This is a genomic window from Flavobacterium sp., from assembly GCF_036741995.1.
Taxonomy (GTDB): Bacteria; Bacteroidota; Bacteroidia; order Flavobacteriales; family Flavobacteriaceae; genus Flavobacterium.
Map to the genome: position 1 here is coordinate 1 of NZ_DAINRG010000056.1, position 14,269 is coordinate 14,269.

Annotated in this window: 13 protein-coding genes and 1 tRNA gene; 6 read left to right on the top strand and 8 right to left on the bottom strand. The window is 37.9% G+C overall.

Annotation, left to right across the window (positions count from 1 at the left end; translation table 11 throughout):
• Positions 1-386 (top strand): T9SS type A sorting domain-containing protein (locus V7D82_RS12040; RefSeq protein WP_333601228.1); only part of this gene is annotated, 386 nt, incomplete at its 5' end.
• A 48-nt stretch (positions 387-434) separates the two neighbouring features.
• On the opposite strand, the gene V7D82_RS12045 is transcribed toward V7D82_RS12040, so the two are convergent.
• Genes V7D82_RS12045 through V7D82_RS12055 form a run of 3 tightly spaced genes read right to left on the bottom strand, consistent with a single transcriptional unit; the run spans position 435 to position 2,364 of the window.
• Complete coding sequence (locus tag V7D82_RS12045; protein WP_333601229.1) at positions 435-1,391, bottom strand: ion channel; 957 nt, start codon at positions 1,389-1,391, stop codon at positions 435-437.
• Positions 1,392-1,405: 14 nt separating this feature from the next.
• Positions 1,406-1,903 (bottom strand): GNAT family N-acetyltransferase, encoded by a 498-nt coding sequence (locus V7D82_RS12050; protein WP_333601230.1) that lies wholly within the window; start codon positions 1,901-1,903, stop codon positions 1,406-1,408.
• Positions 1,900-2,364: a DUF1801 domain-containing protein gene (locus tag V7D82_RS12055; protein ID WP_333601231.1), complete on the bottom strand. Its 465-nt coding sequence runs from the start codon at positions 2,362-2,364 to the stop codon at positions 1,900-1,902. The genes V7D82_RS12050 and V7D82_RS12055 overlap by 4 nt, the downstream gene beginning before the upstream one ends.
• A 72-nt stretch (positions 2,365-2,436) precedes the next feature.
• Between V7D82_RS12055 and V7D82_RS12060 the strand changes: the two genes are divergently transcribed.
• Both V7D82_RS12060 and V7D82_RS12065 read left to right on the top strand, forming a co-directional pair.
• Positions 2,437-3,495, top strand: coding sequence for a DUF3667 domain-containing protein (locus tag V7D82_RS12060; protein ID WP_333601232.1), 1,059 nt, complete (start codon positions 2,437-2,439; stop codon positions 3,493-3,495).
• 2 nt (positions 3,496-3,497) lie between these two features.
• Positions 3,498-4,556 (top strand): M28 family metallopeptidase, encoded by a 1,059-nt coding sequence (locus tag V7D82_RS12065; protein WP_333601233.1) that lies wholly within the window; start codon positions 3,498-3,500, stop codon positions 4,554-4,556.
• A gap of 58 nt (positions 4,557-4,614) precedes the next feature.
• Here V7D82_RS12065 and V7D82_RS12070 read toward each other — a convergent pair.
• The 4 genes from V7D82_RS12070 to V7D82_RS12085 all read right to left on the bottom strand — a co-directional run bounded on the left by V7D82_RS12070 (position 4,615) and on the right by V7D82_RS12085 (position 6,984).
• Positions 4,615-4,688 (bottom strand) — tRNA-His (locus V7D82_RS12070).
• A 62-nt stretch (positions 4,689-4,750) separates the two neighbouring features.
• On the bottom strand, positions 4,751-5,467 hold the full coding sequence (bshB1, locus tag V7D82_RS12075; RefSeq protein ID WP_333601234.1) for a bacillithiol biosynthesis deacetylase BshB1: 717 nt from the start codon (positions 5,465-5,467) through the stop codon (positions 4,751-4,753).
• Between the two features lie 30 nt (positions 5,468-5,497).
• The gene (locus V7D82_RS12080) at positions 5,498-6,598 is read right to left on the bottom strand and encodes a chorismate-binding protein (protein WP_333601235.1); all 1,101 of its coding nucleotides are present in this window, start codon (positions 6,596-6,598) and stop codon (positions 5,498-5,500) included.
• A complete protein-coding gene (locus V7D82_RS12085; RefSeq protein ID WP_333601236.1) occupies positions 6,559-6,984 on the bottom strand; it encodes a PaaI family thioesterase in 426 nt (141 codons plus the stop codon). Before V7D82_RS12085 ends, V7D82_RS12080 begins: the two co-directional genes overlap by 40 nt.
• 197 nt (positions 6,985-7,181) lie before the next feature.
• Between V7D82_RS12085 and V7D82_RS12090 the strand changes: the two genes are divergently transcribed.
• The 3 genes from V7D82_RS12090 (at position 7,182) to V7D82_RS12100 (ending at position 13,279) form a co-directional block, all read left to right on the top strand.
• A complete protein-coding gene (locus V7D82_RS12090) occupies positions 7,182-8,726 on the top strand; it encodes a hypothetical protein (protein ID WP_333601237.1) in 1,545 nt (514 codons plus the stop codon).
• A gap of 74 nt (positions 8,727-8,800) precedes the next feature.
• Entirely contained in the window at positions 8,801-12,451 is a 3,651-nt protein-coding gene (gene purL / locus V7D82_RS12095) for a phosphoribosylformylglycinamidine synthase (RefSeq protein ID WP_333601238.1), read from the top strand.
• Between the two features lie 63 nt (positions 12,452-12,514).
• Positions 12,515-13,279, top strand: a complete 765-nt coding sequence (locus tag V7D82_RS12100; protein ID WP_333601239.1) for a DUF3667 domain-containing protein — start codon at positions 12,515-12,517, stop codon at positions 13,277-13,279.
• Positions 13,280-13,331: 52 nt separating this feature from the next.
• Here the strand turns inward: V7D82_RS12100 and V7D82_RS12105 are convergent, their stop codons facing one another.
• On the bottom strand, positions 13,332-13,979 hold the full coding sequence (locus V7D82_RS12105; RefSeq protein WP_333601240.1) for a porin family protein: 648 nt from the start codon (positions 13,977-13,979) through the stop codon (positions 13,332-13,334).
• Positions 13,980-14,269: the final 290 nt, after the last annotated feature.

A 14,269-nucleotide genomic window follows, 5' to 3' on the forward strand; every position in this document is an offset into this window, starting at 1 on the left:
CCCATTTTGGTCTTGGTCAGGCTACCAGTATTACTAAAGTGGTCATCAAATGGCCTTCGGGAATTGTAGACACTATTAATAATGTTACACCAAACCAAATGCTTACAGTGGTTGAAGGTTCTACTCTCGCAGTGAACTCTTTCAACAATACTGCCTTTAGATTGTATCCAAATCCGGTTAAAAACACTATCAACATTGCGATGAACAACACCAGTTCCATTGATTTAAAAACAGCTCAGGTATATGACTTAAATGGTCGTATGGTACTGGAGTCTGAAATAACAAATCACAGTATAAATGTGGATAAATTAGCCATTGGAACTTACATCTTATTGTTAAGAGATGCACAAGGAAAAGATTATTCTCAAAAATTCATAAAAGAATAAAATCGTATTCATAGTTATAAAAAAGTCCCGATTGCTCGGGACTTTTTTTTATAGTTCTACTTTTTCAAAAGCATTCAGTTTATCAATATGCAGAACGGTTTTGTTTTCATCATTACTTCTAAAATACATTGGAATGAATTTAGCACCATACACAATCTCTGAAAAAGAATAGGAAGTTCGCTTGGCCACAGTAGTACTAAACATGTCGTCAAAAACCTTTAGAAAAACCAGAATTTCTCCATTGATATTTTCATAATCTTCTTTGGTAAAATTATACAACGGACTGCTTTCAGTAATAGGATGCACCAATGTCCAGCTCAAAGTTAAAGAGTTGATTTTGGCTAATTCTAAATCCAATGTATAAAACTTGTTCACCAGCTTCCCTCCTTCATCCAGTACCATTCCCAAAGTCACTTTTACTTCTGCATCCGTAAGATTCGCATTTTTGTAGGGCGTCATTCTCAGCATTAATCCGGTTCCGGTTCCATAAGGGGCTATCAAAGCGTTGTGCGAAAAGCGAATGAATGCTTTGGGTTTACTAAATCTTCCGTAAAACAAACCCGTAGCAATAGCAAAACTCAACAAACCAAACAAAGCCTCAACAGCAGCAGTAAAACTTGTTAAAAAGCCACTCGGACTGATATGTCCGTAACCAACAGTGGTAAACGTTTGGATGCTAAAGAAAAAGGCCTGCCCAAATTTATCTATGGTCGACGTTGCTACAACTCCGTTTAAATGTTCTACACCAATACCATAGTAAATACTGGCAAAAATAAAATTGACCGAAAAATAGAAAACCACAATAATCACCATGAATTTCCAACGCGGAATATTGAGCATCGTATGATACCAACTAATGCTGTCAAAAAGACCAATTCCCGACTTTTTTATATTGGCATTACCGCTTTTATTAATAAATCGGCCACCATAACTGGAAGCATTGGTTCCAAATCCTGTGTTGGCATCTGCCTTGGCTTTGCTGTTTATTTTTTTTAAAAACGCCATGAATTGTTGTTCTTTTAAATTGATTTTTCCATCACATAATCGTCCATTACATAGCCGTTGCCAATATCGATAACTTCTTCAAAGCTAATCGAAAAACCTATGCTTTCGTAAAAGCGAATCGCTTTATTATTCTTATTTACATTTAAAATCAACCCTTTTTGATGACGTTGCTTGGCTTCATTGGCAATAAAATCTATGAGTTGCTTTCCGATACCTTTCCCCTGTGCTGTGGTTAAAATATAGATTTTGTGGATTTTTGTTTTAGGTTTTTTGGCATAATTGAATTCAAAAGCGGCAAAGCCCAAAATGCGATCCTCTTCTTTGGCCAAAATAAAACGATGCTTTTTGTCACCAGCCTGCAACTGCAATGCCGGAATACTATACATCATATCCATCATATAGTCTAATTGGGCTTCGCTTAAAATCGCACCGTAAGCCACCGGCCACACTTCTTTGGCAATAGCTCTGATAGCAGCAAAATTATCATCTGTGTTTTTTTCAATATGTATCATGCTTTTTCTCTTCTCAATATTTTTTCATAACAATTAATCCAATCCTGCACTGAGATTTTTCGGGTCAATTCGGCAATCAATTCATACGGAATGTCATTCATCTTTTTAAATCGAATGCAGCTTTTCCCCATATCTAGCTTGGCTTTGGAATGTTTTGGATATTCGGCCACAAACCAATCCAGCAAATCCTTACTGCCATAAATTCCCATATGATACAGCGCCACAAAGTTTTTTTGCAAAGCTACATTCATAAACGCCAGCGGTAACTTAGGATCACAATGATAACCGTTGGGGTAAATACTGTGAGGAACCACATACCCTAGCATCCCATAAGACATTACTTCCTGAAATCCTTCGGGCAAATTTTTGAGTATCACCTCTCGAAGTTTTTCAACGGCTTCTTTTCTATCTGCAGGTAATTCGTTTAAGTACTCTTGCGGAGTTTGCGCTTTGGATTGCATGGTTTTGGATTTTGTTCCTCAAAAATAGAAATAAATTTAATAGATTTACGTATCGAATTTTATTACAACGTTATGTCCAAAAGTCCGCTGCGCCAAGATAAAACCTGTTTAAACTGTAGATACGTTGTTGATAACCGATTTTGTCCCAACTGTGGGCAGGAAAACACGGATACCCGTAAAACGTTTCATCATTTGTTCATCCACTTTTTTGAGGATTTAACGCATTATGAAAATGCTTTTTGGAAAACCATCAAAAACTTATTCTTCAAACCGGCATCGCTGACCAAAGAATATCTTTCGGGCAAGCGTCTTTCCTATCTGGCTCCGGTGCGTTTGTATATTTTCATCAGTTTTATAACGTTCTTTCTGACCGCTATTTTTCCAACCAATAAAGATGAATTGGTCAAAACAGATCAAACGACTACAGTTCCCGTAAAAGATAAAAATGGGGTTACCAAAGACAGTGTCATTTCAAAAAAAGCCATGAAATTTTCTGAGATTTTAAAAGCCGATGAAAAAGCCAAAAAAGAGAAACATCTCACCAATGCCCAACTAAATGAAAACTTTATAAATTTTGGGTATAAAAACCTAAAGGAATTGGATTCCTTGCAAAAATACGGTCCGGCTGAGGATAGGTTAAATGATTTTGAATACATGATTACCAAAAAAACGTTATTGGTAAAAGCCAAAAACACCAAAGAGGAAATGATGGAGAAATTTTTGGAAGAAGCCCGACACAACTTCCCCAAAGCGTTGTTTATTTACATGCCGTTGTTTGCTTTTGTGCTGTGGCTATTCCATGGCAAAAAACGTTGGTTCTATTTTGATCACGGTATCTTTACCTTGCATTACTTCTCCTTTTTATTGCTCTCTGCGCTCTTGATTTTCTTTTTCAGAAAAATAATGAACTGCTTTGTCGAAAATACGTTTACCCAATGCATTACTTATCTTGGAGTTGGTGTAGGTTATTTTTGGATGTTGTATTATTTCTTCCCGGCACACCATCGTTTTTATGGCGAAACCCGAGCGATATCATTCCTGAAAAGTTTGGCTATGTTTGTTATTAATTCGATTCTGATGGGAATTTTGCTTCTGGTTTTTATCATTTACACTTTCATTAATATCCATTAATTATGAAATCAAATCTTGTGGCCTTACTCAAAAAAGCAACACTGTTGTTTATCCTGACTGTTCTTTTTACTAATTGTGCTACTCAAAAAACCACAGTTACATCAAAAAGTGTAGCCACTTCGAATACTAATTATCTCGATGCTATATCCATTGAAAGCTTGCGGGCCAATTTGACCAAAATTGCTTCTGATGAGATGCAAGGGCGCGACACCGGAAGCGAAGGACAAAAAAAAGCCGGTCGCTATATAATTGATTTTTACAAAAGTCATGGTGTTGGCTTTCCAAAAGGTGCCAGTGATTATTACCAACACATCCCGGCGGCGTTTCTAAATGCTAAATACAACGAGAACCTGCCCGATTCAGAAAACATTTGGGCCTTTATTGAAGGCTCTGAAAAACCTAATGAAATAGTAGTCATTTCAGCACATTACGATCATCTTGGCATAAAAAATGGGGAAATCCATAACGGTGCTGATGATGATGGCTCGGGAACAGTAGCCATTATGGAAATTGCAGCAGCCTTTCAAAAAGCTAAAAATGAAGGCCACGGACCAAAACGTTCCATCCTGATTTTACACATGACCGGCGAAGAACATGGCTTACACGGTTCGCGCTACTATTCTGAGAATCCTTTGTTTCCATTAGCCAATACGGTTGCCGATATCAACATTGACATGATTGGCCGAAGAGATAGCTTCCATAAAGATTCCAGCAATTATGTTTATGTTATTGGTTCCGATTATTTATCATCCGATTTGTACACCATTTGCGAAAGCGTAAATAAGGAATTCATTCATCTTGACCTTGATTATAAATACAACGACAAGAAAGATCCTAATCGTTTTTACTATCGCTCAGATCATTACAACTTTGCCAAAAACGGCATTCCTTCGGTATTCCTGTTCAACGGAACTCACGAAGATTACCACAAACCCACCGATAAAGTCAACAAAATAGAATTTGACGCTTTAACCAAAAGAGCGCAATTGGGTTTTGCCATTGCCTGGGAAATTGCCAACCGAAAAGACCGATTGGTAGTGGATAAAACGGATGGACAATAATTTAAGATTTCTATAAAAACAAAAAAAGTCCCGATTTCTCGGGACTTTTGCGTTTCTGGGTGGCTGACCGGGTTCGAACCGGCGACCCTCGGCACCACAAACCAATACTCTAACCAGCTGAGCTACAACCACCATTTTTAACGAGTGCAAATATATTACAATTCTTTTCTTTTGCAAAGATTATTTTTAATTTTTTATCTCAAATCGCTTAAGCTATTGACAGCCAAATACCTTTCAACCGTAAAACCTTCGGCATATTCCACCCCTACCAATCTCCCAAAATCCTGAGTGCGGTAGTGAATACTTTCCAGAAAATTTTTGGTAGCAATCGGCGTTACGGGTTCTTTTGAATTTTCAGAATAGAACTGAGAACTGTAAGCCAGAATAGCGGCTTCCTTTTTGGCAATAAAATCAGAGATGTCCACCACAAAATCAGGTTCAATGTTTTTCCATTGAATATAATGGTAAACTACTTTTGGGCGCCAGGCTTCCTGAGATTGTCCGTTTAACGAAGTTTCTATTCTTCGCAAACCCGATAAAAAACAAGCATCCGAAACGAGTTTGCTTCCTTTACCGTGGTCAATATGTCGGTCATCAACCGCATTGCAAATCACAATTTCCGGACGGTATTTCCGAATCATTTTAATCACTTCGAGTTGGTGCTTTTCGTCATTCACAAAAAAACCATCACGCATATTTAGGTTTTCACGAACAGCAATTCCTAAAATCTCTGCCGCCAATAACGCTTCTGAATCTCTGATTTCAGCCGAACCGCGAGTACCTAATTCGCCACGGGTTAAGTCAATAATCCCCACTTTTTTTCCTAAGGAAATTTCTTTAGCAATAGTCCCGCTACACCCTAATTCCACATCATCGGGATGCGCGCCGAAAGCTAATATATCTAATTTCATAATACCAGTTTGATGTGACAAAAATACAACTTAGCCAATACATTTTTTCATTGTCATCGATTTATTCACGGTTTCTGTAAACTCATCGGCAGGAATGCTGTCTTTGGTAATGCCACAACCCACGAAAAGTTCTGCTGTTTCGCCCACAATTTTCATGCAGCGCAAATTGACAAACAAATCGGATTGTTGCGTTCGGAATGTAGCTAAATCAATATTCAATTCGCCCAAAAACCCAGAATAATACTCCCGATTGTAGTTTTCGTTTTCCAAAATAAATTCTTTAGCTGATGCCTTTGGTAAACCACAAACAGCCGATGTTGGATGGAGTGCTGTGATGATTTCCGGAATTGCTTTTTTGGATTTGGCTTTCGCCAAAATATCGGTTTTAATATGCCAAATATTGCCCGCTTGGACAGAATACGGACTTGAAAAAGTAAGCTCGCTTACCAAACCTTTTAACCCTTCTAAAATAAAATCGGTAACCAATTGCTGTTCTGTTTTTTCCTTTTCGTGCCAAATGACTTGAGCTGAACTTGCTGCAGTTTGTGTTCCTGCTAAAGCTACGGTTTGGATATTTTTATCGTTTATTTTCAGAAACTGCTCTGGCGTAGCTCCCATCCACAGGCCTATTTTCGGATGAACAAAACAATATTTGAAAGCGGTTGGATAACTCTGAATCAGTTTTTTAAAAACGGTTTCCAAAGAAAACGCATCGAGACTGATGATTTCCTTTCGTGACAAAACCACTTTTTGGAATTCTTTTGATTCAATAGCTTCAATTCCTTTTTGCACCAAGTTTTCGAAAGCAGCTTTTGCTTTTTCATCTGTACTCTCTGAAGCAACTTTCTCAAAATAAAAATCGGCTGCTGCTACTTTTTCCACCATTACATCCGAATATTTTTGAGGAATATAAGGAATGGCAACGCCATCAAACGGAGCAAAAACAAAGCCGGTTTCCTGAAAATTTTCCAAAAAATAGAGATGGTCGTTCTTTTGAAAAAGCCCTACCATTTTATCCGAATTTGGTTTACAAAACAACACAAAGGGCAATTGCTGCTCTTGCTGAATTTTGACTTTTAGAAACAAATCGGTCATGAGCGGCGTGATAAAATCATGTTGGTGAGTTTGCAAAGTGAAATCAGTTTATCGTTTTCATCGGTGATTTTTATTTCCCAAAGATGAATGCTTCTTCCCTGATGAATAATTCTGGCCGTACAAAAAACGGTGCCTTCCCGTTTGCTTTTCAAATGGTTGGCAGAGATTTCAATACCGCGAACTTCTTGTTTTTCGTGATTGATAAACAGTAGCGAAGCAGCACTCCCCACGCTTTCGGCCAAAGCCACTGTGGCGCCACCATGCAACAAGCCCATAGGCTGATGCACTCTCGAGTTGACCGGCATTTTGGCAGTTAAAAAATCTTCACCCGCATCGATGTATTCAATTTCTAAAGTCTGCATTAGGGTGTTTCTACTCCACTCGTTACAAAGTTGGAGTATTTTATCTTTATCAAAGGACATAGCTTTTTTTTTTGTAAAAATACTATTTATTTGGCATTGGCAAACGAAATAAAAAGTCGCTTTGAGCCATCCGGAATACTAAAACGACAATTTTTCCGTTATCCATAAAGAGAATTCCCAAAATGAAACCATTTTCAAATTGGCACATTTCCAAATTTTCAAATTAATACTTACATTTACCAAAATTCAAGATACCAATGCGTAAATTCATTATTCTATTTTTTATTGGTTTAGCCATTACCCTGAGTTCCTGTCGTCAGGATTTTGTATTTGAAGCCAGCAAGGGCGATTTATCGTTTTCAAGAGATACTGTTTATTTGGACACTGTTTTCACCAATATTGGCTCGAGTACTTATACTTTGAAAGTTTACAACCACAGTGATAAAGACATCAAAATTCCAACGATACAATTAGGCAAAGGACAAAATTCGAAATACCGAATGACCGTAGATGGCATGACCGGAGACAATAACCGAATTTTTCACGATGTAGAATTGTTGGCCAAAGACAGTTTGTATATTTTTATTGAAGTAACTGCCGATGTAGCTCAAGCCAATCCAACTGATTTCTTATATACCGACCAAATTCAATTTGACAGCGGTGCTAATTTTCAAAAAGTAGAACTGGTAACGTTGATTCAGGATGCTTATTTTCTTTATCCAAAACGATTTGATGATGGCTCAACTGAAACGCTGCCTATTGGTGATCAAAATATTTATGGCTTTTACCTCGATAACAACGATCCTATAAACGGCAATGAATACGAATGGGGTAACGACAAACCTTATGTTATTTATGGCTATGCCGCAGTCCCAAGTGGCAAAACCTTAAACATTCATAAGGGCGCGCGGATACATTTTCATGCCGATTCCGGTTTGATTGTAGGCAATGGCGGAACTTTAAAAATTAATGGCCAAGCTTCTACAACGGCTGCTTTAGAAAACGAAGTCATAATTGAAGGCGACCGATTAGAACCAGACTTCTCGGATATTCCCGGACAATGGGGAACCATTTGGTTAACGGATGGCAGTACCAATAATGAAATTGATCATTTGACATTGAAAAATGCCACGGTAGGATTATTAATTGATAACAATGACGGAACCACTACTACTATCAAAAACACCCAAATTTATGATAGTTCTCAAATGGGAATTTATGCCAAAACGGCTAAGATAAAAGGCGAAAATATAGTAATCAATACTGCCGGTGTGGCCTCATTGGCTTGTACTCTTGGCGGAAATTATGAGTTCAAGCAATGTACATTCAATAACAATTGGTCGAGTTCGAGTCAATTGGCTGTGCTTATTGATAATTATTATACTGATAGTACTACCAACCAACAAATGGCATACCATTTAGAACAAGCTAATTTCTACAACTGTATCATTTTTGGTTCCAATCAAATTGAGCTGCTTTTCAAAAAGAGCACTATCAGTCCTGAAACCAATTGGACGGCTCCGGTTTTCAGTAAATGCCAAATCAAATTCAACAACAGCAATAATTCGTATACCAATAATACTGATTATACTTTCTTGAATGATGCTACCAACATTATCAAAAACGGCACTGTTGATTTTCTTGACATTTACACCAATAAATTGATGATTGGCGATGATTCGGCCGGCAATGGTTTTGGCAATGATGTTGGGGTTTCCAATGATTTAATTGGTACACCTCGTGTTTTGCCAAACATTGATTTAGGAGCGTATCAGCATATTACGTTTCCGACTAGTAATTAATTTTAAAAAACTGATTTTAGGTTTCGTTTATTTACCCTAAATTTGCAACTACAACAACAACTAAAAATAATACAATGATTCATTTCTTCGGAAACGAAAGTGCTACTGTTTTTGCCGTACAATCGCAAAACGAACTTTCGGCAGAAACTATCTCAAAATTAAACTGGCTTTTTGGCAACGCAAATAAAATAGAAAAATCCGTCCTGACGGATTTTTTTATTGGCCCACGTGCCGCTATGGTAACACCCTGGAGTACCAATGCTGTAGAAATCACCCAAAATATGGGGATTGAAGGCATCATCCGAATCGAAGAATTTCAAAACACTACCACTGATTTCAACGATTTCGATCCGATGCTCTTGCAAAAGTATAACGAACTACATCAGGACATTTTCACCATCAACATCCAACCGGAACCCATTCTGAAAATTGAAGACATTGCCACTTACAACCAACAGGAAGGATTAGCATTAAGTACTGAAGAAGTTGAGTACTTGAATAATGTTTCTAAAAAGATTGGCAGAAAGTTAACCGATTCAGAAGTCTTCGGTTTCTCGCAAGTCAATTCAGAACACTGTCGTCACAAAATTTTCAACGGAACTTTTGTTATTGACGGTGAAGAAAAAGAAACCTCTCTTTTCAAACTTATCAAGAAAACATCAGCCGAAAACCCTAACGATATTGTTTCGGCTTATAAAGACAATGTGGCTTTTATCAAAGGCCCAAGAGTGACACAATTCGCTCCCAAAAGTGCCGACAAACCTGATTTCTATCAAACCCAAGAATTCGATTCTGTCATTTCATTGAAAGCAGAAACACACAATTTCCCAACAACGGTTGAGCCTTTTAATGGTGCTGCAACGGGTTCCGGTGGAGAAATTCGCGATAGACTTGCCGGCGGACAAGGTTCTCTACCCTTAGCCGGAACGGCAGTTTACATGACTTCCTATTCTCGTTTGAAAAATGACAGAACTTGGGAAAAAGGCATGAACGAAAGAAAATGGTTGTATCAAACGCCAATGGATATTTTAATCAAAGCGTCTAACGGCGCTTCGGATTTTGGAAATAAATTTGGACAGCCGCTAATTACCGGTTCAATCTTAACCTTTGAACACGAAGAAGAAAACAGAAAATTAGGATACGATAAAGTCATCATGCAAGCCGGTGGTATTGGTTATGGAAAACTTGACCAATCCATCAAAAAGAAACCAACAGCCGGTGATAAAATTGTCATCTTGGGTGGTGAAAATTACCGAATCGGTATGGGCGGTGCTGCTGTTTCCTCAGCCGATACTGGTGCTTTTGGTTCCGGAATTGAATTAAACGCCATCCAACGTTCGAATCCCGAAATGCAAAAACGCGCAGCCAATGCCATTCGTGGCATGGTGGAAAGCGATGAAAACCCAATTGTTTCCATTCACGATCATGGTGCCGGTGGGCATTTGAACTGTCTTTCGGAATTGGTAGAGGAAACCGGAGGTTTGATTAATTTAGATAAGCTGCCTGTGGGCGATCCAACACTTTCTGCCAAAGAAATCATTGGAAACGAATCCCAGGAAAGAATGGGCCTAGTGATTGGTCAAAAAGATATCGACACTTTACAAAGAATCGCAGACAGAGAGCGCTCTCCAATGTATCAGGTGGGAGATGTCACCAATAATAGTCGCTTTACTTTTGAAAGCAAAACAACAGGTGCCAAGCCAATGGATTTTGCTTTAGAAGACATGTTCGGCAGTTCGCCAAAAACCATCATGGCAGACAAAACCATTAAAAGAAAGTATACCGATTTACAATATACACAAGACAACATTCCAACTTATTTAGAACAGGTATTGCGTTTGGAAGCTGTAGCCTGTAAAGATTGGTTGACCAATAAAGTCGACCGTTGTGTAGGTGGAAAAGTTGCCAAACAACAATGTGCCGGACCATTACAATTGCCTTTGAATAACGTGGGCGTCATGGCTTTGGATTATAATGGAAAAGAAGGAATTGCCACATCTATTGGGCATTCACCAATTTCTGCTTTAATCAATCCTACTGCAGGTAGTAGAAATGCAATTGCCGAAGCGTTATCCAATCTTGTTTTTGCTCCGCTAAAAGAGAATTTAAAAAGCGTTTCGCTTTCTGCCAACTGGATGTGGGCTTGTAAAAATGAAGGCGAAGATGCCCGTTTATACGAAGCGGTTCAGGCTTGTTCTGATTTTGCTATCGAATTAGGCATCAACATTCCTACCGGGAAAGACTCGCTTTCCATGAAGCAAAAATATCCAAATGATGAAGTGATTGCGCCGGGAACGGTGATTATTTCGGCGGCCGGAAATTGCTCCAATATAACTAAAGTGGTAGAACCGGTTTTACAAAGAAACGGTGGTTCGATTTATTATATCAATTTGTCGCAAGACGATTTTAAATTGGGAGGAAGTTCCTTTGCTCAGGTTTTAAACAAAATCGGAAACGATGCGCCAACGATTAAAGATGCTGCTTTCTTTAAAAAAGCATTTAATACAATTCAAAATTTAATCAAAGACCGACAAATCGTGGCCGGACATGACATTGGAAGTGGTGGTTTGATTACCACTTTATTGGAAATGTGTTTTGCAGATACTCATTTGGGAGCTAAAATCGATTTTAGTTCATTCAAAGAAAAAGATTTAGTGAAGATTTTATTTGCTGAAAATATCGGATTGGTACTTCAAGCCAAAGACGATGCTGCATTTGAAAAAGCATTAGACGGAATTGAATATTTCAAAATTGGAAATGTTACGGCATCAGCATCATTAGACTTGGGATTTTTGACTTTCGACATTTCGACTTTGCGGGATGTTTGGTTTGAAACTTCCTATTTGTTAGACCAAAAACAAACCAAAAACAACAAAGCCCGGGAACGTTTTGACAATTATAAAAATCAACCTTTACAATATCAATTCCCAACTCATTTTACAGGTTTAAAACCAATACTTGACACGACAAAACCACGTCCGAAAGCCGCCATCATCCGTGAAAAAGGAAGCAATTCTGAACGGGAAATGGCCAATGCGATGTACTTAGCCGGATTTGATGTCAAAGACGTGCACATGACCGATTTAATTTCGGGACGTGAAACGTTGGAAGACATTCAGTTCATCGGAGCTGTCGGTGGATTCTCGAATTCGGATGTTTTAGGTTCTGCTAAAGGTTGGGCCGGCGCCTTCAAATACAACGAAAAAGCAAACCAAGCTCTAAAGAATTTCTTCAAAAGAGAGGACACCTTATCGGTTGGAATTTGCAACGGTTGTCAATTGTTTATGGAATTGGAATTAGTGAATCCGGAGCATGCGATTCACGGCAAAATGCAGCATAACGATAGTCACAAGCACGAAAGTATTTTTACTTCGGTCAAAGTGCAGGAAAACCATTCGGTAATGCTAAAAACCTTAGCCGGAACTACATTGGGTGTTTGGGTATCCCATGGAGAAGGAAAATTCAAACTGCCTTACGATGAAAATCAATATAATATTGTGGCCAAATATGCTTACGAAGGTTACCCAGCTAATCCAAACGGTTCTGACTATAACACCGCCATGATGTGTGATACTACCGGAAGACATTTGGTGATGATGCCTCATATTGAGCGTTCTACTTTCCCTTGGAACTGGGCGCATTATCCAAATGATAAAAAAGAGGAAGTTTCTCCGTGGTATGAAGCCTTTGTCAATGCCCGATTGTGGATAGAAAACAATAATTAAAATTATAAAAGTGCTTTCTGACAAAGCACTTTTTTTGTAGTATTGCTAAAACTAAATATTGCTATGAGCCATTCCGCTAACTGTTTAAATTGTGAAGTTCCAATAGCTGGGAAATTCTGTGCCAATTGTGGTCAAAAGGCCGATACACATAGAATTACTTTCAGGCACTTTATATTTCATGACATTCTACACGGTGTTTGGCATTTTGAAAAAGGGATTTTGTTTACCGCCAAAGAAGCTTTAGTAAGGCCCGGAAAGGCAGCATTAGATTACATAGCAGGAAAAAGAATTCGTTATTACAATGTTTTCTATTTAATCCTGTTACTAGTTGGGTTGGGGATTTTTATTGAAAATCAATACCTCTATTCTTTAAAACATTATACTTCCTATGCTGCACCCGATGCAATATCAGAACCCAGTTCAGTTGCTTTAAATTTTATTTCAAAATACATTAAGTTCTTTCTTGCCTTAGCCATTCCTGCCTTTTCAATGAATAGTTTTATTTTATTCAACAAAAGGAAACTATTTTACAGCGAACATTTGATTATTTTCGGAATGATGTATTTGGGAATCATCATCCTTACATTGTTCAGCAATCTTATGGATTTCTTTGAATTTGTAGCTCCATTGGTATTCTTATGCTATTTCTCTAACACTGTAATGCCTTTTCTTGTGATTGGTTATTTAACTCATGGCTTGTATGGAGCTTTTGGCAGCGACTATAAGAAATGGGATTTTGGCTTAAGATTATTAATTTATATTGTACTAATTGTTGCAGAATTAAAATTATTAGGCTTCATTTTAAAAAATATCCTGATACACAAATAACAAAAAGCTCCTGAAATTCAGGAGCTTTTTACTTTTATAAACAATATCATTTCTAAAATCGATACCCAATAGTTGCCTGATACCACATATTTTTATAACGCGGCGTGGTCGAAGTGCCATCACCATTATTATTCTTTACATCCCAACCCGCTCTTAAACCTAACACCAAATGATCCATGTTAAAATCAGCACCACCAGTTAAACAAAACGTATTTTTACGAATATTATCATTGCTAAACTCATCCTCTTGCGTTGATGAAATGGTACCGCCTTTAAAATCATCTTTTTGTTTTAACAAATAAGAAAACTGCGGCCCAAATAAAAGTGAAACACTTTCTACCGGTTTGAAAGAAACCAAAAGCGGCACATCAATATAATCAGTTGTTCTGGTCATCTCGTAGGTACTTCCTAAAAACACTCCTGTTGATTTGAATCCTTTTTGCGAGAATAACAACTCTGGTTGTATTCCGAAAAATTTCCCTATAGGTATAGTAATAAAACCACCCGCTACAAAACCAAATTTTGAATCCGCTACAAAATTTTCACCTTCCGAATCATAAACATTCGATAAATTAACGCCTCCTTTAATTCCCAAAGATAAATCGGAACGTTTATCCGTTCCCGTCTTCTCATCTGTTTGTGCCAAAACACCCGTCGTTGATAGCGTAATCATTGCGATTACTAAAATTACTCTTTTCATAGTTCTACTAATTTAAAGTTATAGGTAAAATTCAGGGTCATTTATTTTCTGTTTTAAAGAATAATAACTGTGTAAATTTCGCCATAAAGCTTCTAACCCTTCTTACAGAACTATGCGTATGATTTATATAATTATGGCGTGTCCCTACGGGCCGGGCTGTCCGGGCTACACGGTAGCCACTCCCATCCCTCACGCGGTCATTTCAAAATATAAACCCAGCTTCCCAAAACCATATAAAACAAAAAACCCTATCCAAATAAATGAATAGGGTTTCTAAAAAAAGGCAGCGA

What these genes read in the sequence shown, in the direction of transcription:
- bshB1 (WP_333601234.1), bottom strand. Translation starts at nt 5,467, where the DNA reads ATGAAATTAGATATATTAGCTTTCGGCGCGCATCCCGATGATGTGGAA.
- V7D82_RS12085 (WP_333601236.1), bottom strand. Translation starts at nt 6,984, where the DNA reads ATGTCCTTTGATAAAGATAAAATACTCCAACTTTGTAACGAGTGGAGT.
- V7D82_RS12105 (WP_333601240.1), bottom strand. Translation starts at nt 13,979, where the DNA reads ATGAAAAGAGTAATTTTAGTAATCGCAATGATTACGCTATCAACGACG.
- V7D82_RS12090 (WP_333601237.1), top strand. Translation starts at nt 7,182, where the DNA reads ATGCGTAAATTCATTATTCTATTTTTTATTGGTTTAGCCATTACCCTG.
- V7D82_RS12055 (WP_333601231.1), bottom strand. Translation starts at nt 2,364, where the DNA reads ATGCAATCCAAAGCGCAAACTCCGCAAGAGTACTTAAACGAATTACCT.
- V7D82_RS12050 (WP_333601230.1), bottom strand. Translation starts at nt 1,903, where the DNA reads ATGATACATATTGAAAAAAACACAGATGATAATTTTGCTGCTATCAGA.
- V7D82_RS12060 (WP_333601232.1), top strand. Translation starts at nt 2,437, where the DNA reads ATGTCCAAAAGTCCGCTGCGCCAAGATAAAACCTGTTTAAACTGTAGA.
- purL (WP_333601238.1), top strand. Translation starts at nt 8,801, where the DNA reads ATGATTCATTTCTTCGGAAACGAAAGTGCTACTGTTTTTGCCGTACAA.
- V7D82_RS12100 (WP_333601239.1), top strand. Translation starts at nt 12,515, where the DNA reads ATGAGCCATTCCGCTAACTGTTTAAATTGTGAAGTTCCAATAGCTGGG.
- V7D82_RS12045 (WP_333601229.1), bottom strand. Translation starts at nt 1,391, where the DNA reads ATGGCGTTTTTAAAAAAAATAAACAGCAAAGCCAAGGCAGATGCCAAC.
- V7D82_RS12065 (WP_333601233.1), top strand. Translation starts at nt 3,498, where the DNA reads ATGAAATCAAATCTTGTGGCCTTACTCAAAAAAGCAACACTGTTGTTT.